This is a genomic window from Saccharothrix sp. (assembly GCF_031180885.1).
GTDB lineage: Bacteria > Actinomycetota > Actinomycetes > Mycobacteriales > Pseudonocardiaceae > Actinosynnema.
This window is the reverse complement of record NZ_JAPSLK010000008.1, coordinates 78,170-98,233: the sequence shown is the minus strand read 5'-3', so window position 1 is coordinate 98,233 and position 20,064 is coordinate 78,170. Positions and strand designations below refer to the sequence as shown.

The window sequence follows — 20,064 nt, the reverse complement described above, 5'->3', positions numbered from 1 at the left end:
TGACGCCTCGCTCGTGAGGGCCGTCAGATCCGGCGACCGCGATGCGTTCGGCGAGTTGTACCGGATGCACTACACGTCGGCCTACAACCTGGCTTACCGGTTGTTGGGTGGCGCGCAGGGCGCCGACGACGTGGTGGCCGAAGCGTTCACCAAGGTGCTGCACCGCATCCTGTCCGGCGGCGGTCCGACGAACGCCTTCCGCTCGTACCTGCTCACCACGGTCCGCACGACCTTCTACAAGCAGCTCGCCGAGGACCGCCTGGTCGACCGGCAGGCGCAGGCGTCGGAGATGGCGCTGGAGGTGGCCCCGGGCGACCCGGTGATCGAGAAGCTCGACGCCGACCTGGCATTACGAGCGCTCGACGCCCTCACCGAGCGGTGGCGCACCGTCCTGGTGCAGTTGGAGATCGAGAAGCGGCCGATCGCCGAAGTCGCGGCGGCGCTGGACATCCAGCCCAACGCGGTCTCCGCGCTGGCCTACCGGGCCCGGGAGGCCCTTCGCGTCGCCTACGTGCAGATGCACGTCAAAGTCGGTGTCGACGAACGCTGCCGCGGGTCCGCCGAGAACCTCGCCGCGTGGGTGTGCGGCCGGCTCGGCCGCGCCGCGCGCCGGCGCGTCCAGGAGCACGTGTCCACCTGTTGCCGGTGCGCCGAGGCGGCTCGCGAGGCGACGGACCTCGTGGCTCAGCTCAGGCGGGGCGTGCCGCTGACGGCGGGCCCGTCGACCGCTCCGGACCCGCGCGGCGGGGGACCGGGTGTCTCGTCCCGCGCCGTCGCCGTCGACCTCGTGGCGCCGGCGTAGTCGTACGCCGCCGGTCGGACGGCGCGGCCGTCCGCGAGTGGCCACGGATTGTCGCCTTCTACACCCGAAAGATTTAATCCATCGGAGGGTGAAGTTTCCGCACCCGCCGGGCGTCGTGGGGCGAGAGGTTGCGGGGTGCAGTCGTCGCGCGGCGAGGTGGCTGGGCCGGCACACGTTTCGGTCCGAAATATCCTTCGATCGATGCGCTGAGCACCCGGGAGGGCCTACGCTCGAAGCCTCAGGCTGGAACATTGTGCGGAGGTCTGGACAAGTGGAACGGCGAGATGGCGAGGACTCCACCGGCGGAGAGTCGACGCGCCCGGCAGCCCGTCACCAGTGCCGTCAGGCGGAGTGATGGCCTTGCCAGGGCGGGAATCCGGAATGGTGCCGATCGGCGGGGCCCCCGGCTCGTCCGATCCGCGCGATGCCATCGCGCTCATGCAGGAACCCGCGTTGGTGTGGACCGAGGTGACCGGGCCGCACGCCCGCCCCGGCTACACCGTGATCGCCGTCAACGACGCGGCGGGTGACGCCCTCGGCCTGCGCACCGCCGGGTTCACCGGCGCCATGCTGGGCGATCTGCTGCCCGCCGACCTCGTCGCGGCGCTCACGCGGCTGTGCGCCGAGGCGGCGGAGTCCGGAGAGCCGGTCTACCGGGCCGCCGCGGCGCCCGACGTCCTGACCGACCTGAGCCGCACGGCGACCATCGCGGTGCGGCTCACCCGCGTCGGCGAGGTGTACGTGTGCACCTGGCTCCCAGGGTGGTTGGCGGGAACCCGTGCGCCGGCCCACGGCGACGCCGGCTCGGTGGCGGACCGGCTGGCCCTGGCGGCGGCGGTCGACGGGCTCGCGGACGACGGGGTCGGCGTGTACTCGCTGGACCTGCTCACCGGGCGCTTCGTCGGTTCCGCCGGGCTGCACCGGCTGTTCGGCGTCGAGCCGGGCGCCGACACCCCGGCCGACCCGCTGGCGCGGCTCGAGTCCGTGCTGTCCACCGTCGAGGAGTGGCGGGACCTGCTCCGGCGCGGGACGCCGATGGACGTCCAGGTCGGCATCGCGTCCAGCTTCGGCGACCGCAAGGCGCGCATCGTCGGCCACGTCCAGCGCGGAGCGGACGGGCTGCCCGTCGTCGTCCACGGCGGGATCTGCGTGTTCGACTGAGCCGCCGCCTCCCACGAGGTCCGTCGTGGTGGTCGCGACCCGCGTCCGCCGCCGGCCGGGGAGCTTTCCCGGCGACCCGCTGTGCGGCGGGGGGCCGGGGGGCCCCCCCCGCCCCCGGGCCCCCCCCCCCGCCCCCCCCCGGGCCGGGGGGGGGGCCCGGGGGCGGGCCCCCGGCCCCCCCCCGGGCGGGGGGCGCCCCCCCGGCCCCGGGGGGGGGGGGGGGGGGGCGCGCCCCCGCGCCGCGGGCCCCCCCACGCCCCGCTCCCGGCGGCCGATCGCATGTCGGCGCGACGACGCCGGATCGGCCGCCGGCCCCAAGGGACGCGGGACGGCCCATGCGCAAACCGTCCCGCTTTCCCGCGTGGTCTTGTGTTGCGCGGCACTCTGCCCCGCCCCGCTGTTCGCTGTCAAGGCGTTCCCGGCTGTTGTCGGGCTATTCGCTCGAACGGGTTCGACGCGCGATCGGAAAACATCGCCCACTGATCGGTTGAAACCGGCTCGGGCTCCCCAAAGTTGACGACTCTCGTTGTCCGCGCGGAGTTGTCCTGGTTAGCGTTCGGCCCGGCACCAGCGTTCAATTCAGCGGGGAGTTCACGGGGCTCGAAACCATTGAGGGTGTGCGCGCCGGCAATCTCCGCATGGGTGCTACGGCCTGTCGAGCGCGGTTCGAGCGTGGGCTGTTCGCGGTGACTCACCGAACGGAAGGTATAGGACAAGAATGCAGCGCAAGTTTGTCAACGGGCTCGTGGTGGCCGCCGCGACGGGGCTCGCGGTACTCGCCAACGGGTTCGGTGTAGCGAACGCGCAGGCGGTGGACAGCGCGTCCGCCGCGCCCACGCCGCAGGAGGCGTCCGCGGCACCCGAGGCCGGTACCTCGGCTTCCGACGCCGGCACGGCGGTCGACTCGCAGGACACCGACACGCCGGACGTGCAGGAGACGCCGGACGTGCTGGAGTCGCAGGACACGCAGGACACGCACACCACGGCCACCTCGACCCATGAGGGAGCGGGTGCGCTGGGCGGTGTGGTCGTCGCCGGTGTGGACCTGGACGCGGCTGTCGCACTGGCGGTGGACGTCGACGTCGACGCCGCGCTGACCGCCGTGGCGGGCCTCGGGATCTCCGCGCTGGACTGCGCCGCCGACGTGGACTCGGTGTGCGCCGACGACACCTCGGCCGACGTCGACGGCACCGACCTCGACGTGCTCGCGATCGCGGGCCTGGACGCCGGTGTCGTGGTCGGCCTCGGTGCGGCGGTCGACCTCGACGTCCTGGCGCTGGGGGTGGTGGGCGCGAACCTCTGCCCCTGACCCCACCGGGTGACCCGGGTGGCACCCCGCTGGTCCGACGGGGTGCCACCCGACCCTTCGACCCCTCACGCGCGGCAAGCGGGTGACCGAGGTCGAATCCGCCCTTCCGGGCGCGGTGGTCGACTCGACCCCGCCCGCTCCGGCTGGGTGGCGATGACGTTCATCACCGCCGACCGCCACGTGGCCGGTCGGTGTCGGCCGCGCTTCTTCGGGGGGCGCGGTGTGGCGAATTCGGGGGTTCCTGGAGTCCTCCCGGAACGGTCGGTGATGGCGGTGGAACTCCCCCGGTCGCAGCGGCGGCCGGGGGAGTTTTGCCATGTCCGCGAACTCGTGCGGCTCCGGCCGGAGTGGAAATCACCGCTCCGCCGCCCGGGCACTTCCGATCACTCGGAATCAGCCCGACACTCCGCGTGCGATCCATTCCGGCATCCGGGTCCACGCTGTGCGCCAAAAGGGTAAGGCTCTTGCCCCCCGGCTCACCCGCACCCTACCTTCGCAGTGCCGGTTCGCACCTCGTCGCCTGATGGTGTCACGTTTTTCACCGGGGCGGGTAGGTCGCTGTGGAGGTTTGCGTGTGCGACTTGGACGAAGGATTAACCACGGCCGTTGCCGATTTTGTCCCGCGCCGATCGGGCAAAGGGGGTTTTCACCGCGGCGCGGACCGGGTCCGGTTCGGCACCGCTGACCCCACCGGTGTTCTCCCGGCCGCTCGCGGCCTCGGGGGAGGGCCGCGGTGAACCTCCGCGAACTCCACCTCGCCGCGCGTCCCCTGGCCTTCCTGGACCGGCACGCGGCCCGCTCGCCGGGTGTGCTGGAACTGCGTTCCACCCCCCACCGGCGCCTGCTGGTGAGCGACCCGGCGGCGATCCGGTGGATCTTCCGCGGTGACGCGCGCTTCGCGCACCCGGGCAGCCGCACGCTGGCGGCGGTCCTCGGCGGCCGGTCCCTGGTGTGGGCCGACGGCCCCCGCCACGCGGCGTACCGCAGGGGGCTCTTGCCGGTGCTGCGGGGCACCCGACTGGACGGCTACCGGGACACGATCGACGGCGTCGTCCAGGCCGCGGTGGACGAGCTGGTGGTGGGGTCGGTCGTCGCGCTGACGCAGTGGATGCGGAGGATCTCCCTGCGGGTGATGGTGCGGGTGGTGCTGGGAACCGGCGACGAGGCGTTGGCCACGCGCTTCGACTCGTGGATCCACCGGGAACTGGTCTCCGGCTGGCGGAACCTGGTGCGCCGCCGGTCGCGCGGCAGGCGGACGCGCAGCGACCCGTGGCTGGACGAGAAGCTGGTGAAAGCGGCGTCCGCGGCGGGGGGAACGGGCTCCACCGCGCTGGCGACGCTGCTGCGGGAGGTCGCGCGCGACGAGCGGGAACTGCGCGACAACCTGGTCACGTTGTTGTTCGCCGGGTACGAGACGACGGCTTCGGCCGCGGCGTGGGTCCTGTACCACCTGCACCGCGATCCCGCTCTCCTGGCGGAGGTCCGGGCCGAGGCGGAGGCGGCGGCGGACGACGGCGCGGACGCGGAGGCGGTGCCACTGCTGGACGCCGTGGTCCACGAAGCGCTGCGGCTCAACCCGCCCGCGCTGTGGGCGGGCAACCGGGTGGTGGTCGACGAGGACGAGTTCCTGGGCGTGCGGGTGACGCCGGGCACGGTGCTGACGCCCGCGATCCACCTGGCGCACCGCGACCCGCGCCAGTTCCCCGACCCGCTGCGGTTCGACGCGGGGCGGTTCCACCGCACCACGATCCCCGGCGACCGCTACTTCCCGTTCGGCGGCGGCCTGCGCCGCTGCCTGGGCGCCGAGTTGGCGACCCTGGAGTTGCGGATGGTCGTCGTCGCCGTCCTGCGCCGCACGCGCCTGCGCTTTCTCGACGTGTCGGAGGCCGCGGCCTCCGTGCGCGGGCACACGAGCGCGCCCGGGCACGGGCTCAGGGTGGTGGTGACCGCATGTCACCCCTGACCGGCCACGCGGCGTGGGGCTGGTCCGACCTGCTGCGCTGCCATCGGCTCGAAAACCCGTTGCTGCTGCAATATGTGTGCTACGCGACCTGGGGGGCGGGCTACGCGGCCCTGGACCCGCGATCCGGCCCGGACGGGTCCCTGGTGCTCGTGGTGGTCGCGAACCTGCTCGGGATCGTCGCGGGCAACCTGCTCAACTCCGGGGCCGACGTCGACACCGACGCGGCCGGCGGCGACAAGCGCCACATCGCCCACGCGGCCCGACGGCTGGGCAGGAGACGCCTGTCGCGGTGGGCCGCGGTCGAGATCGCGGGGTGCCTGGGCTTGGCGGCGTGGGCGGCGGTGTCCACCGGAAAACCGCTGCTGGTGCTCATCGCCGCGCTGCTCGTCGCAGGCCAGGTCGCGTACAACCTCGAACCCTTGCGCCTCAAGAGACGGGGCTTGGTCGGCCAGATCGCCCTGGGCGTCCAACTGGGGGCCTTGCCGTTCCTCATGACCCACCACGCGGCGGTGCCCGAGGTGGCCGGCTGGGCGCTGGTGGTCGCCGCGGGGTTCGCCGCCCAGGCCGTGAGCCGCGCGTTGTGGTGGTCGGTGCCGGACGTGGGCGCCGACCGCGTCACGGGGATCATCACGCCGGCGGTCCTGCGCGGCACCTCGTGGACGGTCGGCGCGGCCGTGTGGGCGAACGCGCTCGGCGCCGTGCTGGTGGTGGCCGGGGTGTGGGCCGGGCTGGGCGCGGTGCCCGCGCTGGTGGCCGCCGCGGTCTGCGGCTTGGTCCTCGTCGACCAGGTCCTCCTCCGGTCCTCCGGGCCGCGGTTGTGGTCGATGATGCCGACCGGGTTGCGAAGACCCGGCAACATGGTGCGTGCGGTGCTGGCGAACGTCGCGTTGGCGGCGGTCCCGCTCGTCGCCTGATCCCCGGTCATCACGCCTCGCGGCGCGCCACAGCCACGCAGGTGCGGAAGTTCTCCGGGTTCTGGTCCTCCTCGGGCGCGCGGTTGGGCCGCCAGAAGGGGATCGGGACCACGCCGGGTTCGACGATGTCGAGACCGGCCAGGAGGTCCACGACGTCCATGGGGTAGCGGAAGGTGAACTCCGGTACCGGGATGCCGAACAGTTGCTGGAACATCGTCACCGCGGCGAGCAGGCCCTCGTCCCGGCAGATGTGCGAGATGGCGACGTGGCTGCCGGGACCGAAGGCGTTCACGTAGGTCGAGATCGTCTCCGCGGGCTGGAGCGCGTCGGGCACCATGTGCAGGACGTCGATCAGGAACACCGCGGTCGGCTCGTCCGGGTCGAGCAGCCGGCGGACTTCCGGGGCCTGGAGCACCGCGTCGGGTTCGGTGAGGTCGGCGCACAGGTAGGCGGTGTTGTCCAGCCCGTCGAGCAGCAACGCCGATTCCGCGGCCACCACGGGGTCGATGTCGACGTACACCACGCGGGCGGACCTGTCGAGCCGTTGCGCGACCTGGTGGACGTTGCCCATCGTCGGCAGACCGGAACCGAGGTCGAGGAACTGGCGTATCCCCGCTTCGACGAGGTAGCGCACCGCGCGGGCCAGGAACGCCCGCTGGGTCCGGACCAGGTAGGGCAGGTGCGGTGCGCAGACCGTGAACTGCTCGGCGAGCTTGCGGTCACGGGGGCCGTGGTGGGAACCGCCCAGCCAGTAGTCGCGGACCCTGGCGACGTTGGGCGCCTCCGGGGCGCCTGTCCAGCGCGGGGAGGTCGGCCGCCCCCCGTCGTGGCGTCCGGTGGGGGTGGATTTGCTCCCGGGCTTCGTCACGGCCACCGATGGTGGTCGGCGGCTGCGCGGGGAGCCAAGGCGTGTAGCAAAAAATGGGGAAGGCGCACCCCGGTGAGGACGGTCGCGGGCCGTGCGCCGGGTCGGACTGCCGCGTGCCGGCGGACATGGTTGTACCTCACGAGGGTTGCGGCTCGTGGGGAGCCGGCTGCCTGGCGCCGAGGCGGCCAACGGGCGTCATCGATCGTGTGATGTCCACTGTGGACCGCTGTCGGTTCGACCGGGATCGCCTTCCCGCGCGGTCATCGTCCGGTCATGGCCAAATCGGACCACGGGCGGCGCTTCCCGGGCGTGTTCGATGCGACCATCGGCCCGTGGGCGACGTTCGCCGGAGGTCGCCACGATCCCGCCCGCGAGACGTCGTAGGGGGTGCCGTTTGGCCACAGCACCGGTAATCGGAGAAGGACGTCCCGACCCCGCTCCGCCACCACTTCATCACGCGCCACCACCGGGTCGCGTCGTGCTGGGCGGCGACGGCGGTTGACACGACCCACACCGGCGGCGGACCGGGAGGAGCGGCGGAGATGAGCCTCGGGACGGACCCCTCCCGGGAGGCGTGGCACGAGGCTGTGACCCCGATGACCAGCGTGGTCGGTTACGCGGGGGTGCTGCTGGACGCCCGCGGGTCGCCGGCCCGGCGCCAGTCCGTGGTGCTGAAGGTCGTGCACCGCGACGCGGTGCGGCTGTGGCGGCTGATCGAGGAGTCGCTGCTGTTCCCCGCGGCACGGCCGAGGGAACCGTCGGCGGTGGCGCGATGAGCACCACGACGAGCCCGCCCCCGTGGCGGGACCCATCGGAGCACCTGTGCGCGGACGTGCTGCCGATCGCCGCCGCCGCGTGCCGGGCGCCGCTGGCCGGTCTGTTCGCCACCGGGCCGGGCCGGCTGTCGTTGCTGGGCGGGGACGGGGACGCACGGCACCTGGAGCGTGAGTTGCGCGAGATGTGCCGGGAGACGGCCGAGGCCGGCGAACCGGTCGTGCTCAACCGGCCCCGCGGCGCGGACGGCCGCGGGGTCCGCGGCTTCGTCGGGGTCCCGATCCGGTTCGACGACGGTCGGAGCGTGTGCGTGCTGCTCGTCGCCGACACCGGCTACCGCGAGTTCCTCCCCGCCGACGTCCGGGCGCTCGCGGCGGTGGCCCTGCAGGTCGAGCGGCGGTTCGAGGACCTGCGCTCCGCCCACGCGGTGGAGGTGCACAACTGGGTGGCGTCGGTGGCCCGCCACGCCTCCGACCTGCGCATGGCACTGCGCGCGTGCGTCACCGCCGTGTGCGAGCACGACGGCTGGCCCATCGGTCACATCGCCGTCCCGGCCGGGCCCGGGGACGACACCCTCGTGTCCACCGACCTGTGGCACTGCCTGGACGAGAGCCGTTGCGCGGCACTGCGCGAGGCGGTGGAGCGGGTCTGGCGCGCGTCGGGTCCGGGAGCCTGGCGGGGCGCCACCGCGTCGGGCGGCGTGCGCCGGGGCGAGCCGGCCGACGAGCCGACGACCACGACGGTCCTGCTGGGGGACCAGGCGTTGTCGTGCTTCGCCCTGCCGGTGCGGGCCAACGGTGAGCTGGTCGCGGTGGTCGAGTTCTTCGACGTCGAGCGGCGCGGGCCCAGCCGGCACCTGCGGGACGTGGCCCGGGGCCTGGCCAGGGAACTGGGTGTGGCGGCGACGCGGATCAGGGACCGGGAAGCCCTGGAGCACGGCTGAGCTGAACCGCGCGACGCGGTCCACCGGGTGCGGCCAAGCGGTGCGGGACGTCGGTCTGGGTGAACGGGTGTTGCGGCGCAGCAGGTAGCTGGGCGGTGGACGGCGGCGCGAAGTTCGACGCGGCGGGTCGCGGTGTCATCGCCTTGGCGCACCCGATGTCTCCGTGCAGACCTGGTGGATTCTCTGGGTGACGGTCGAACTACCGGTTGGCCAGAGGTGCGTGCCGCACCGGGACTCGCACACTAGAGGCTCGGGGTTCAGCCGCAGACCGCGCCTCCGCTGGCCGAGCCGACCAGGCGCGAGTACTTCGCCAGGACACCGCGCGTGTACCGGGCCGGGAGCGGCTCCCAGCCCTCTCGGCGGGCGGCCAGTTCGGCGGCGTCGACCCCGACGTCCAGCGTGCCGGTCGCGACGTCGAGGGTGATGGGGTCGCCGTCGCGGACGAACGCGATCGGCCCGCCGTCCGCCGCCTCCGGGGCCACGTGCCCCACGCACAGCCCCGTGGTGCCGCCGGAGAAGCGGCCGTCGGTGATCAGCAGGACGTCCTTGCCCAGGCCCGCGCCCTTGATCGCGGCGGTGATGGCGAGCATCTCGCGCATGCCGGGGCCGCCCTTGGGGCCCTCGTACCTGATCACCACGGCGTCACCGGCCTTGATGGTGCCGTTCTCCAGGGCGTCCATCGCGGCGCGCTCCCGGTCGAACACCCGGGCGGTGCCGGTGATCACCTCCGTGTCGAAGCCCGCGGACTTGACCACCGCGCCCTCGGGGGCCAGGGATCCGCGCAGGATCGTGATGCCGCCGGTGCGGTGGATCGGCGAGGAGAGGGCGCGCAGCACGCGGCCGTCCGGGTCGGGTGGGGCGATGTCGGCCAGGTTCTCGGCCACCGTCCGGCCGGTGACCGTCAGGCAGTCGCCGTGGAGCAGGCCCGCGTCCAGCAGGGCCTTCATCACCACGGGCACGCCGCCGATGCGGTCCACGTCGGTCATCACGTGCCGCCCGAACGGCTTGACGTCGGCCAGGTGCGGGACGCGGGCGCCGATGCGGGCGAAGTCGTCGAGCGAGAGTTCCACCTCGGCCTCGTGCGCGATGGCGAGCAGGTGCAGCACCGCGTTGGTCGACCCGCCGAACGCCATCACCACGGCGATCGCGTTCTCGAACGCCTCACGGGTCATGATCTGCCGGGCCGTGAGGCCCGACCGCAGCATCTCCACCACGGCCTGGCCCGAGCGCCGGGCGAACGTGTCCCGCCGGCGGTCCGTGGCGGGCGGGGCGGCGCTGCCGGGCAGCGACATCCCCAGCGCCTCGGCCGCGCTGGCCATCGTGTTCGCCGTGTACATGCCGCCGCAGGCGCCCTCACCGGGGCAGATCGCGCGTTCGATCAGGTCCACGTCGGCCTGGCTCATCAGCCCCCGCGCGCACGCGCCGACCGCCTCGAACGCGTCGATGATCGTCACCTCGCGCTCGCTGCCGTCCGACAGCGTGACCCGGCCGGGCAGGATCGAGCCCGCGTAGAGGAACACGCTGGCCAGGTCGAGCCGGGCCGCCGCCATCAGCATGCCGGGCAGGGACTTGTCGCAGCCGGCCAGCAGCACCGAGCCGTCCAGCCGCTCGGCCTGCATGACGGTCTCCACGCTGTCCGCGATCACCTCCCGCGACACCAGCGAGAAGTGCATGCCCTCGTGACCCATCGAGATGCCGTCGGACACGGAGATCGTGCCGAACTCCAACGGGTACCCGCCCGCCGCGTGCACACCGTCCTTGCTCGCCTTGGCCAGCCGGTCCAACGACAGGTTGCACGGCGTGATCTCGTTCCACGACGAGGCGACACCGATCTGCGGCTTGGCCCAGTCCTCGTCCCCCATGCCCACGGCCCGCAACATCCCGCGCGCGGCGGTGCGCTCCAGTCCGTCGGTGACGTCGCGGCTGCGCGGCTTGATGTCCGGGGAGTCGCTCATGAACGCCAAAACTAGCGCCCCCGGGCAACCCGCGCACCGGGGTGACCAGATCGGCGGGTTCGGATTCGGGGGCTGGGACGCTTCGGTGGGTCGAGCCGAGCCGTTGGCAGCGCGCCGGCGGGCCGGATCGAGATCGACGGCGAGCCGGCCGCGGTGGGTCCTGACGGCTCCTGGCCTAGCCGGGCAGGGTTTCGCCGCCGAGGGCGGCGATGACCTCGCCGGTGTAGTAGGAGGAGAGTTGGTTGGCGGCCAGGAAGACGTAGGTGGGCGCGAGTTCGTCGGGGTGCGCGGGGCGGCCGAGGGGGACGTTGGTGCCGAACTTCTCCACGTGCTCGGGGTCGAAGGTGGAGGGGATCAGCGGCGTCCACACCGGCCCCGGTGCCACGCAGTTGACGCGGACGCCCCGGTCGGCCAGGGCTTGGGCCATCGAGTAGGTCCAGGCGATGATCGCGCCCTTGGTGGCGGAGTAGTCGATGAGGGACTTGTTGCCGCGCAACCCGTTCACCGAGGAGGTGTTGATGATCGCGCTGCCTTCGCGCAGGTGCGGCAGGGCGGCGGCGGTGACGCGGAAGTAGCTGTGCATGTTGACCTCGAAGGTGCGCAGCCACTGCTCTTCGGTCAGCTCGTCGGGGGAGTCGAGCGGGTTCTGCGTGGCCACGTTGTTGACCAGCAGGTCCAGGCCGCCGAACTGGCCGACGGTCTGGTCGACCACGCCCCGGCAGTGGGCGCCGTCCGCGAGGTCGCCGGGCAGCGTGACGCAGTCCCGGCCCGCCGCGCGGACCTCGCGGGCGGTGTGCTCGGCGTCGGCGTGTTCGCTGAGGTAGGCGATGGCGACGTCGGCGCCTTCCTTGGCGAACGCGATCGCCACGGCCCGCCCGATCCCGGAGTCACCGCCGGTGACCAGCGCTTTTCGGCCGTCGAGCAGGCCACGGCCGACGTAGTCCGCCATGGAGTCCCGGGGTTGCGGGCGCATGGCCGCGGTGGTGCCGGGCGGTTCCTGGTGCTGCGGGGGCCGGCTTTCGGGGTCAGGCATCGTGTGGTCCTCCGTGGTCGGTGGCGGCGTAGGTGGCGACGGTGACCACGCCGTAGGCCAGGTGCGGCAGGACGTCGCTGAGCCAGTCGCCCACGCTCCACGAGCGCGGGTCCGACACGCCCAGCGCCGACATGGGCACCCCGGCCGCGGCCATCGCGCCGACCGTCGTGGCCAACGTCGCGGTCAGGGCACCGGGACGCCAACCCAGCCCGCGCAGCGCCCCGTACGCGGCACCGACGGACACGCCGGTCACCGCGCCCAGCAGCGACCCGAGCCCGGACACGCGGGCTTTCCGTTGGCGCGGGGTGCCGGGGATGTCCACCCCGGCTTTGCGGGACATGCGGCGGACGCTGTCCTCGGGCGTGCGGCTCGCCGGTCGCCCGCGCACGAGCATGTCGAGGAACGTCACCGCGTTCAACGCCGTGGTCCCGGCCGCGCCCGCCGCCGCACCACGCAGGATCGAGTGCGTCACCGTGGTCGGGTGCCCGACGCAGGTCCGACGAAACGCGGCACCGCCGGGGACCGCGGACGACCTTCACACCATCGGGTGGCGATGGGTTTCGGGCGGGGGTACGCGGGTACCGCTGCGCAGTACGACGGTTCGGTGTGCCAACCACTGGAGGGACGATGGCCGCGACGACTCGGGACGCGCTGCGCGAGGCGCTGGCGGAGGTCGCGTTCCCGGCGAGCAAGAACGACCTGGTCGACGCGGCCATCCGCAAGGGCGACCCGACGGCCGTGCAGGCCCTGCGGGACATCGCGCCGACCCAGTACGCCGACCTCGACGAGGTGTTCCGGGTGGTCACGCTCGGCGACGGCGGCGTCTGACCGCCTCAGCAGCCCTCATCGCACGGTTGTGTCGGTGGCCCGTGGGACAATGGAGACGGGGGCCGGAGGCCGCGCCCGCCTCGACGAGGTCGACTTCCCGGCGCGGGCGAGTGACGCCATGACGGAGCCGGTCAGCGATCGCCGGCACGATCCGCGACCGGCGTCCCGTTGCCGCCGCCAGTCCCGTCCACCGAGCGGAGGTAGATGGTTCCGCCCGACGTGATGGCCAGGTCCTGGGTTCGCTGGTTGTGTTCGAGCATCCGGCCGAGGGTGGCAGGTGAGTCTGGTGGGGCGGTGCGGAGTACGGCTAGTAGGAAGATGATCGGTGTGCTGGGCACGTGGAGTTGCGGCGTGCGGAGTCGGTCGCGGGGGATGGGGTAGAGGAGGACCAGGCCGCTGTCGCCGAGGCCTTCGCGGTCCACTTCGGACAATGCCGTGGTGACGACCTCTTCGACGGCGTTGTCCGGTAGCAGGAGGTTGTTCCACGGGTGGGGGTGTTGCCACGGGCCGATCCGGCGGAGGAGGGCCACGTCGTCGGCGAGGCGGTTGGCGAAGTCCCAGTACGTGGTGTCGGTGATCTCGGGCTCGGCGGTCGGGAGTCCGGCGAGTAGCCGCGTGTCGTCCGGCTGGGCCGGAGGGGTGAAGAAGTGGGCGGCCTCCAGGAGGTGGGTCCAGGTGCCGTCGTCCTCGAGTTTGGCCTGGCCCTCCAGGTAGTCGAAGCGCTGGTCGGTCACCAGCCGGCGCTGGGCGGCCAGGAGGTCGGGCAGGTGCCGGTAGCGCAGTCGGTAGGTGCGGGCGTGGGTCGGGGCGGGGACCAGGCGGAGGGCGGCTTGGACGATGACGCCGTGCCGGCCGTATCCGGCGCGGACGGCGTCGAAGAGGTCGGGGTGGAGGGCCGGCGAGCAGGTGCGGAGGGTGCCGTCCGGGGTGATGACGTCCAGTTCCAGGACGTTGTCGGTCTGGGCGCCGCGGCGGTGGCTGGCACCGCCGAGTCCGCCGACGGACAGCGTGCCGCCGACCGAGAGTTCCAGGTAGTCGGTGAGGACCGGGGGAGTGGCGCCGTGGGCGAGCGCGGCGGTGACGACCTTGCTCCACGTGGCCCCGGCGTCGACCACCATCCGATCGGGGGAGACGTGGTGGACGGTGTCGAGGTGGTTGAGGTTGAGCACGATCCCGCCGGGTGCCTGGGCTTGACCGTGCGTGGAGTGACCTTGGGCGCGGGGGACGACCGTGAGGTCGTGGGTCTGGGCGAAGCGTTGGACGGCGGCGACGTCGTGTCGTGAGGCGGCGTGCAGGACGGCCAGCGGACGGTGGTGGACGACCCGGCCGAAGTCCTGGGCCGCCCACACCAGGTCGGCTTCGCTGGTGGACAGGACGCCCTCCAGCGGGAGGGAGTGTGGCATCTGTTCAGGATGCCGGTCGTCCGGGGTTCCGGCGCGGGTTAGGCGAGGAGGAGTTCGAGGCGTTGGGTGGTGCCGATGGTGCCGGTCAGGTCGCCGAACTCGACCTCCAAGCCCGCACCGGTGCGGGTGGCGGTGACGGTGGCCGGTTGGGACAGCACGGCGGCGACCGGGCGGCTGTAGGTGAGGTGCAGGGAGCGCAGGGTGCGGGTTGGGTCGGAGACGCACAGTGTCGCGGTGTGGTCGGGGCGGATGTGGAGCAGGACTGAGCAGGGGGCGCCGGCGTGGAACGGGGCGACTGAGCCGGCGGCCCAGAAGTTCACTGCGGTGAGACCCAAGTGGGGTAGGGAGACTGCTTGGGCGTCTGCGGTGTTGGACAGGATTCGGAGCCAGCGGGAGGCGGTGGCGGACAGGGTCGCGGTGCGGGCCATGGTGGCGCCGGGGAGCAGGACGTATTGGTAGCCGGCGTCGACGGGGTTGGTGCCGTGGTTCAGGTGCAGGGTTTGATAGCGGCGGGTGATTTCGGCTTCGGAGCCGTTGGCGTTGATGTCGCGCCAGCGGCCGGTGCGGGTTTCGCGGGTGGAGTGGACGGTCGTGGTGTCGGGGAACAGGTAGCCGCCGTGGTCGGTCAGGTGGGCCCAGCGGACGCCGGTCAGGCTTGCGGAATACGGGAAAGCGGTGGGTTTGCGGCTGCCGTTCACGGTGAGCGGTGCGGTGCCGGTGGCGCCCAGGTTGCGGTTGTCGATGACGGTTTCGACCGTCGTGCCGTCCTGGGCGGTGATGCCGGCGCCCAGGCAGATCACGGCCTCGTCGGTGAAGAACCACGACTTGCGAGCGCTGAGCGTGCTGGAAATGCCGCGAAGGTGTTGCCCCACAACGGCGAACGTGTCGTCGGTGACGCCGCCGACCCAGTCCGCGGCCGGCGCCGGCTGACCCCAGTTGCCGCCCTCGCCGTCGGCCAACCGCTTGGTGGACACGGTGGTCCCGGGCAGCCGGTACGGGTCGACGGTCGGCCAGAAGTCGTCGGAGTACTGGCCGTTGTCGACCTCGGCCCGCCACCACTGGAGCATCCCCGACCCGGTGTGCCACCCGCGGGCGTTCTCCTGGTTGCCGTACTCGTAGTGCGCGATCCGCCGTGACGCCATGCTCAGCGTCGCCGCCCAGCCCGGCCTGCGGTGCACGGCGCGGTCCATCGCGGCGAACAGCCGGTGGCCGACGGGTTCGGCGGCCGGAGTGATCGAGTCGTCGTCCCAGATGGTCTTGAGGCGGGCCAGTGCGGGGACGCGGAGCAGCGGGTCGGTGAGGATCGGGCGGTAGTGGTCGCGGTCGATCCAGCCCTTGACCAACTGCTGCCAACGGGACCGCTCGGCGGCGCTCGCACCCTGGGCCATCAGGGCGATGGACGCGATGACGGCGTGGCCGCGCGAGTGGTCGTCCTCGCCGTCGGCACCCGGAGCGCCCCGGCTGATCGCCCGGCCGCACACCGCGTCGGCGATGAGACCGTTGAACAGCCACGGCGCCCACGCCCGTTCGACCGAGTCCAGCACGATCTGCCGGTTCGGGTCGGTGACCTGCCAGGGCGAGTCGGCCAGCAACGCGAACAACAACCCCAACCCGCCGAGGAACACCGAGCCGTACGACCCGCTGTACGCCACGTTCCGGTGCTGCACGAACGACCCGTCCCGGTACAGGCCATCCCCACGCGACACATAGGGGAACACCGGGGACAGGGCATCGCGCGCCAGCGACAGCTTCGCCGCGTCATCGCCCACCACGCCGCGCAGGGCCAGCACCCGGCACAGGTCGACCCGGTTGGCCCCGGTGCTGGTGCCGGTGTAGTTCGCCACCGCCGAGTCGGGCACGAAGTGGTCCACCGCCGCCAGGTAGCTGGTTCGGCGGTCGGCCGGGATGTGGTCGTACAGCAGGACGCACACGTCCAGCAGGGCCTGCGGACCGCCGATCTGCCAGTTGTACCAGTTGCCGTAGCGGGCCTGCCGCTCGTTGTAGACCTGCCGGTACATGTGCTCCAAGCCGGTCAGGATGTCGTTGCGCAGCCCGGTGTCCCCGGTGAGACCCGTGCCTGGTTGCGCGTACGCGGTGGCCATGGTGAGCAGTCGGCCGTAGCTGGTCTGGATGGCCGAGGAGAAGCGGTAGGACTCGGTGTCGAGGTCGGGTTCCGGGTCGGCGAACACCGCGTCGAGCCACAGTGAACCGGTGGATGGGTTCATCGTGGTGCGCAATTGCGCGGCTGTGGTGCCGAGAGCGGTGAGTTGAGTCGCGAACGGTTCCGCGGCGGCGTCGAAACCGGTGCCCAGAATCAGGTCGCGCCACCTCTTGCGCAGGTGTTCGAACCCGGTTGCCGCGCCGGCCCGCGGGGTGAGCAGCAACGACGTCGCGGCGGCGGTGCCACTGGCCGCCAGGAACCACCTGCGGGACCACCGGAAACGTGAGTCGGGGGCTGTCTCGGCGTTCTGGGGGAAGGACCGCATCGCGTGCTCCTGGTGGATCGTGGGTCAGGGCAACGGAAGTTTGGACGGTGTGGTGGCGTGGTTGAAAGGATTGGGCGGGAAATGAACATTCCCGAACAGCGGGATCGGCAGCGTGTGCCGGAGCTGCTGTGAGCGCTAACATGCCGGACTGTCGCCTCCGGATCGGCTGAAGTGGAGTGCCTGGTGCCCAAGCGGTGGGTGGTTGCCTCGGTGGTGGCCGGGTTGCTGGTCGCGGTGGGTGCGGTGGTGGTCGTGTTGCCGGGCCGGGCGGGGGAGACGGGGCGTGCCGTGGCTGCCGCACAGGTCGGCTCGGCCACGCAGGTCGGTTCGGCCACGGAGACGCCTTCGAGCACGACGACGCAGACCACTACCACGACGACCACGACCACGACGGTGTCCTCGTCGGTCGCGCCGCCGGCTGAGGCCGCGCTCGCCGGGCGGATCAAGCCGGGGGTGACGCGCGAGGGCGTGGCGACGTTCTACGACTCGGACGGCGGCGGCGCGTGCCTGTACGACCCGAGCCCCGACCCGTTGACCGCCGCGATGAACTGGGCGGACTACGACAACAGCAACGCCTGCGGTGCGTACGTCCTGGTCCGGGCGGCCAACGGCACCAGCATCACGGTGCGGATCACCAACCTGTGCCCGCAGCCGTGCCGGGTGGGGCAACTCGACCTGAGCGCTGAGGCGTTCGCGATGCTGGCGGAGCCGAACCGGGGCGAGATCCCGATCACCTGGGAGTTGGTGAGTCCCGTGCTCTCCTCGAAGATTGCGCTGCGCTACAAGACCGGGTCGAGCCAGTGGTGGTGCGGGATCCAGGTGATCGACCACCGCAACCCGGTGGCGCGGCTGGAGGTTCGCACCTCCAGCGGCTGGAAGTCGTTGTCGCGCACCGAATACAACTACTTCCTGTCCGAGGACGGCGCCGGTTGTGGCGGTGGGGTCGCGGTCACCGACATCTACGGCCAGCGCCTGGAAATCGCCCCGTTGGCGGTCAAACCGGACGTCGTGCAGCGCACGAACGTGCAGTTCGACCAACACTGACCGTGGAGGAGAACGACATGGATGTGCTGGTGTTCTCCAAGACCACCGGCTACCGGCACGACTCCATCCCGGCCGGCATCGAGGCCGTCCAAGCGCTGGGGGCGGCCAACGGCTTCTCGGTCACGGCCACCGAGGACTCGGCCCGCTTCACGGTCGACAGCCTCGCGCGGTACGACGCGGTGGTGTTCCTCAACACGACGGGCGAAGTGCTGGACGGCGCGCAGAAGGACGCTTTCGAGTCGTACATCCGGGGCGGTGGCGGTTTCGTCGGTGTGCACTCGGCGGCCGACACCGAGTACGACTGGCCGTTCTACGGCGAGGTCGTGGGCGCGTACTTCGCCTCGCACCCGGAGGTCCAGCCGGCCACCGTCCGCGTGACCGACCACGCCCACCCGGCCACCGCCCACCTGGGTCCGACCTGGGACATCACCGACGAGTGGTACGACTACCGCACCAATCCCCGGGACGCGGTCCGCGTTCTGTCCACAGTGGACGAATCGACGTATTCCGGTGGCATGATGGGACCTGATCACCCGCACACCTGGTGCAAGACGGTGGGGGAGGGGCGGTCGTTCTACACCGGCAGTGGTCACACGGTGGAGATCTACGCCGACCCGGACTTCCGGTCCCTGTTGCTGGGCGGCATCCGGTACGCGGCGGACCGCTGATCTGCTACTCCAAGGGGCCGGCCTCGATCACCAGTGGTGTCGCCGGGGTGTCGCCGGTGAGCTGGTTCAGCTGCGTGACGGCCCGGTCGAGCTGCTGGGCCAGGCGCGGGATGGTGCTGGGTGGCACGTAGACGTCGGCGCCGGCGTTGATCAGGCGGCCGAGCGGGCCCTGGTAGGTGATGCCGAGTTCCCGGTCCTCGACCTCGGCGATGACCACCCGGGCCTTGGGGAACTTGCCGCGCATGATCCCGATCAGCTGCGGGCTGACCGGCGGGATCAGCAGGACTTCGGCGCTCTCCGGGGCCGAGTTCATGTCCAGCACGATGTAGTCGGGGCCCAGTTGGTCGGACAGCGATGCGCGGGCGGACGGGGACAGCTTCATCGCGGTCGCCACGACGGTCACGTCGTCGTAGGCGGCCGACTCGACCGGGGTGCCGGTGTCGACGGGGTCGATCGAGCCGGTGATGGTGGCGATGGGCCGGCCGTCCCGCTTGACCAGCAGGTCCTCGCCGGGGGGCCAGGGCCTCGATCACGGCCACGACGTCTTGGGGCAGGCGACTGACGTCGATCCACCGCCCGGTCTGTCCGCCCGTCATGATCGAGATTCTTCCACAGCGGGTGGAACGGCCTGGGTGGGTCATCGCCGCGAGCAGAGCCGGCGGGTGGGACGAGCCGGCGGGCGGCGAGTGGCCGGCCGGGCGGGCGCGGGTGGCGGGCTGGTGCGCGGGGGGCTGGGCAGGTGCGGCGGGCGGCCGGCTGGGCGGTGCGGGCGGCGGGCCGGCGGGTGGCGGGTGGGCAGGTGCGGCATGCGGCGGGGGCATGCGGCGGGGCGGAAGGTGGCGGGCGGAAGGTGGCGGGCGGAAGGTGGCGGGGCGGCTGACCCCCTTCCGAGTGGTTTCTCCGCACGTCGGGAGGCCGATTGCATGATCGAAGCGCACGCTGGTGTCTGCTGTGGACGTTCGACATCGGGGTGGGGGTGCGGGTGGGCACTTCGCAGGATCGGCGGGACCAGCGGCGGGCGGCGGTGCGGCGGACGGGGCCTGCGCCGCGGCGGCGGAAGAGGTTCCTGACGCTGGGGCGCGCCGTGTTGTTCGTGGGGATCGCGCTGGTGGTGGGGGGCGTGGTCAAGCTCCTCCTGCCGTCGATGACCCCGCTGCTGACCGCAGGGCTCGCGGTGGCGTTGGGGGCGGTGCCGTTGATCATCGACCTGTTGCGGGAACTGCCTGAGCGTCGCCGGGCGCGGGGGGCGACCATGGGGCCGTTTGCGGCGGCGGCGTTTGTGCTGCTTGTGGTGGGTGGTGGGACGGCTTACGTGCTGTCGTGGACCATTGATCGGATCACCAGCGACGAAACCGTGCGGGCACAGCGGCTGGGGGCGCCGGTGGAAGGGACGCTGGGGCCGTTGGTGGCCAAGGTGGAGAAGGTCGAGGTCACCGACAACTTCACCAAGGTCACGTTCACGGCCGTCAACCGGAGCGCCATCGCGGCCAAGGTCAGTGTGGTCGACTCGTGCCGGCTCATCGCGGGACAGGCGGAGTTTCGGCTCGACGGGTTGTTCGACGTGCTGCGGGAGCCGTTCTTCCTCGATGTCCCGGGCGGCGGGACGATTCGCAAGACGTTCGCCTTCCCGGGCACGCCTGAGCCTGGGCGGACCACAGTGACGATGACCTGCGGCTCGGTGTCCTGGACCGGCTCGGACGCGCAGTGGTCGGGGCGGGAGTTCGTGGGGCGGCCGCTGCGCGTGGCCGACATCGAGCTGGCCCCCGTGGGCTGATGTGGAACCTTCGACCCCTGTGCGGTGTAGAGGGGGCATGACGGCAACCGCCACGGACGAGGCACGGCTGGTGATCCGCGCCCGGGACGGCGATCCGACGGCGTTCGCGGACCTGGTGCGCGCCCACCACTCGGCCGCC

Annotated in this window: 18 protein-coding genes; 11 read left to right on the top strand and 7 right to left on the bottom strand. The window is 72.2% G+C overall.

What is annotated here, in order from left to right:
- Positions 1-13: 13 nt before the first annotated feature.
- From RIN75_RS13435 to RIN75_RS13415, 5 genes are all read left to right on the top strand, one after another.
- The gene (locus RIN75_RS13435; RefSeq protein WP_309112212.1) at positions 14-802 is read left to right on the top strand and encodes a sigma-70 family RNA polymerase sigma factor; all 789 of its coding nucleotides are present in this window, start codon (positions 14-16) and stop codon (positions 800-802) included.
- A gap of 438 nt (positions 803-1,240) precedes the next feature.
- Positions 1,241-1,963, top strand: coding sequence for a hypothetical protein (locus tag RIN75_RS13430; RefSeq protein WP_309112211.1), 723 nt, complete (start codon positions 1,241-1,243; stop codon positions 1,961-1,963).
- Positions 1,964-2,681: 718 nt separating this feature from the next.
- Positions 2,682-3,272 (top strand): hypothetical protein, encoded by a 591-nt coding sequence (locus tag RIN75_RS13425; protein WP_309112210.1) that lies wholly within the window; start codon positions 2,682-2,684, stop codon positions 3,270-3,272.
- A 733-nt stretch (positions 3,273-4,005) separates the two neighbouring features.
- The gene (locus tag RIN75_RS13420; protein WP_309112209.1) at positions 4,006-5,235 is read left to right on the top strand and encodes a cytochrome P450; all 1,230 of its coding nucleotides are present in this window, start codon (positions 4,006-4,008) and stop codon (positions 5,233-5,235) included.
- A complete protein-coding gene (locus tag RIN75_RS13415; RefSeq protein WP_309112208.1) occupies positions 5,223-6,149 on the top strand; it encodes a UbiA family prenyltransferase in 927 nt (308 codons plus the stop codon). The genes RIN75_RS13420 and RIN75_RS13415 overlap by 13 nt, the downstream gene beginning before the upstream one ends.
- Before the next feature lie 10 nt (positions 6,150-6,159).
- Here RIN75_RS13415 and RIN75_RS13410 read toward each other — a convergent pair whose 3' ends face one another.
- Positions 6,160-7,017, bottom strand: coding sequence for an SAM-dependent methyltransferase (locus tag RIN75_RS13410; protein WP_309112207.1), 858 nt, complete (start codon positions 7,015-7,017; stop codon positions 6,160-6,162).
- 542 nt (positions 7,018-7,559) lie between these two features.
- Here RIN75_RS13410 and RIN75_RS13405 point away from each other — a divergent pair.
- Positions 7,560-7,793 carry a hypothetical protein gene (locus RIN75_RS13405; RefSeq protein ID WP_309112206.1) on the top strand — a complete coding sequence of 78 codons (234 nt, stop codon included), beginning with the start codon at positions 7,560-7,562 and terminating at the stop codon, positions 7,791-7,793.
- Entirely contained in the window at positions 7,790-8,734 is a 945-nt protein-coding gene (locus tag RIN75_RS13400) for a GAF domain-containing protein (protein WP_309112205.1), read from the top strand. Before RIN75_RS13405 ends, RIN75_RS13400 begins: the two co-directional genes overlap by 4 nt.
- A 257-nt stretch (positions 8,735-8,991) precedes the next feature.
- On the opposite strand, the gene ilvD is transcribed toward RIN75_RS13400, so the two are convergent.
- The 3 genes from ilvD to RIN75_RS13385 all read right to left on the bottom strand — a co-directional run bounded on the left by ilvD (position 8,992) and on the right by RIN75_RS13385 (position 12,194).
- Complete coding sequence (gene ilvD / locus RIN75_RS13395) at positions 8,992-10,689, bottom strand: dihydroxy-acid dehydratase (RefSeq protein ID WP_309112204.1); 1,698 nt, start codon at positions 10,687-10,689, stop codon at positions 8,992-8,994.
- Between the two features lie 175 nt (positions 10,690-10,864).
- A complete protein-coding gene (locus RIN75_RS13390) occupies positions 10,865-11,722 on the bottom strand; it encodes an SDR family oxidoreductase (RefSeq protein WP_309112203.1) in 858 nt (285 codons plus the stop codon).
- Complete coding sequence (locus RIN75_RS13385) at positions 11,715-12,194, bottom strand: hypothetical protein (RefSeq protein WP_309112202.1); 480 nt, start codon at positions 12,192-12,194, stop codon at positions 11,715-11,717. The genes RIN75_RS13390 and RIN75_RS13385 overlap by 8 nt, the downstream gene beginning before the upstream one ends.
- 155 nt (positions 12,195-12,349) lie before the next feature.
- Here RIN75_RS13385 and RIN75_RS13380 point away from each other — a divergent pair, with 155 nt between their 5' ends.
- The gene (locus RIN75_RS13380) at positions 12,350-12,550 is read left to right on the top strand and encodes a DUF2795 domain-containing protein (protein WP_309112201.1); all 201 of its coding nucleotides are present in this window, start codon (positions 12,350-12,352) and stop codon (positions 12,548-12,550) included.
- A gap of 131 nt (positions 12,551-12,681) precedes the next feature.
- Here RIN75_RS13380 and RIN75_RS13375 read toward each other — a convergent pair whose 3' ends face one another.
- Together RIN75_RS13375 and RIN75_RS13370 are read right to left on the bottom strand one after the other, a co-directional pair.
- Positions 12,682-13,953 (bottom strand): FAD-binding protein, encoded by a 1,272-nt coding sequence (locus RIN75_RS13375; RefSeq protein ID WP_309112200.1) that lies wholly within the window; start codon positions 13,951-13,953, stop codon positions 12,682-12,684.
- A gap of 38 nt (positions 13,954-13,991) precedes the next feature.
- The gene (locus tag RIN75_RS13370; RefSeq protein WP_309112199.1) at positions 13,992-16,439 is read right to left on the bottom strand and encodes a polysaccharide lyase 8 family protein; all 2,448 of its coding nucleotides are present in this window, start codon (positions 16,437-16,439) and stop codon (positions 13,992-13,994) included.
- 183 nt (positions 16,440-16,622) lie between these two features.
- On the opposite strand from RIN75_RS13370, the gene RIN75_RS13365 reads away from it, so the two are divergent.
- Together RIN75_RS13365 and RIN75_RS13360 are read left to right on the top strand one after the other, a co-directional pair.
- Entirely contained in the window at positions 16,623-17,483 is an 861-nt protein-coding gene (locus tag RIN75_RS13365; protein ID WP_309112198.1) for an expansin EXLX1 family cellulose-binding protein, read from the top strand.
- Positions 17,484-17,500: 17 nt separating this feature from the next.
- On the top strand, positions 17,501-18,151 hold the full coding sequence (locus RIN75_RS13360) for a ThuA domain-containing protein (protein WP_309112197.1): 651 nt from the start codon (positions 17,501-17,503) through the stop codon (positions 18,149-18,151).
- A gap of 4 nt (positions 18,152-18,155) precedes the next feature.
- Here RIN75_RS13360 and RIN75_RS13355 read toward each other — a convergent pair whose 3' ends face one another.
- A complete protein-coding gene (locus RIN75_RS13355; protein WP_309112196.1) occupies positions 18,156-18,554 on the bottom strand; it encodes a hypothetical protein in 399 nt (132 codons plus the stop codon).
- A gap of 579 nt (positions 18,555-19,133) precedes the next feature.
- Between RIN75_RS13355 and RIN75_RS13350 the strand changes: the two genes are divergently transcribed.
- Positions 19,134-19,925, top strand: coding sequence for a hypothetical protein (locus RIN75_RS13350; protein ID WP_309112195.1), 792 nt, complete (start codon positions 19,134-19,136; stop codon positions 19,923-19,925).
- The last annotated feature ends 139 nt before the right edge of the window (positions 19,926-20,064 follow it).

Bases quoted from the DNA above. Each gene is read 5' to 3' on its own strand.
- RIN75_RS13390 (WP_309112203.1), bottom strand. From the start codon at position 11,722: ATGCCTGACCCCGAAAGCCGGCCCCCGCAGCACCAGGAACCGCCCGGC.
- RIN75_RS13430 (WP_309112211.1), top strand. From the start codon at position 1,241: ATGCAGGAACCCGCGTTGGTGTGGACCGAGGTGACCGGGCCGCACGCC.
- RIN75_RS13370 (WP_309112199.1), bottom strand. From the start codon at position 16,439: ATGCGGTCCTTCCCCCAGAACGCCGAGACAGCCCCCGACTCACGTTTC.
- RIN75_RS13405 (WP_309112206.1), top strand. From the start codon at position 7,560: ATGAGCCTCGGGACGGACCCCTCCCGGGAGGCGTGGCACGAGGCTGTG.
- RIN75_RS13415 (WP_309112208.1), top strand. From the start codon at position 5,223: ATGTCACCCCTGACCGGCCACGCGGCGTGGGGCTGGTCCGACCTGCTG.
- RIN75_RS13380 (WP_309112201.1), top strand. From the start codon at position 12,350: ATGGCCGCGACGACTCGGGACGCGCTGCGCGAGGCGCTGGCGGAGGTC.
- RIN75_RS13425 (WP_309112210.1), top strand. From the start codon at position 2,682: ATGCAGCGCAAGTTTGTCAACGGGCTCGTGGTGGCCGCCGCGACGGGG.
- ilvD (WP_309112204.1), bottom strand. From the start codon at position 10,689: ATGAGCGACTCCCCGGACATCAAGCCGCGCAGCCGCGACGTCACCGAC.
- RIN75_RS13360 (WP_309112197.1), top strand. From the start codon at position 17,501: ATGGATGTGCTGGTGTTCTCCAAGACCACCGGCTACCGGCACGACTCC.
- RIN75_RS13400 (WP_309112205.1), top strand. From the start codon at position 7,790: ATGAGCACCACGACGAGCCCGCCCCCGTGGCGGGACCCATCGGAGCAC.
- RIN75_RS13375 (WP_309112200.1), bottom strand. From the start codon at position 13,953: ATGCCACACTCCCTCCCGCTGGAGGGCGTCCTGTCCACCAGCGAAGCC.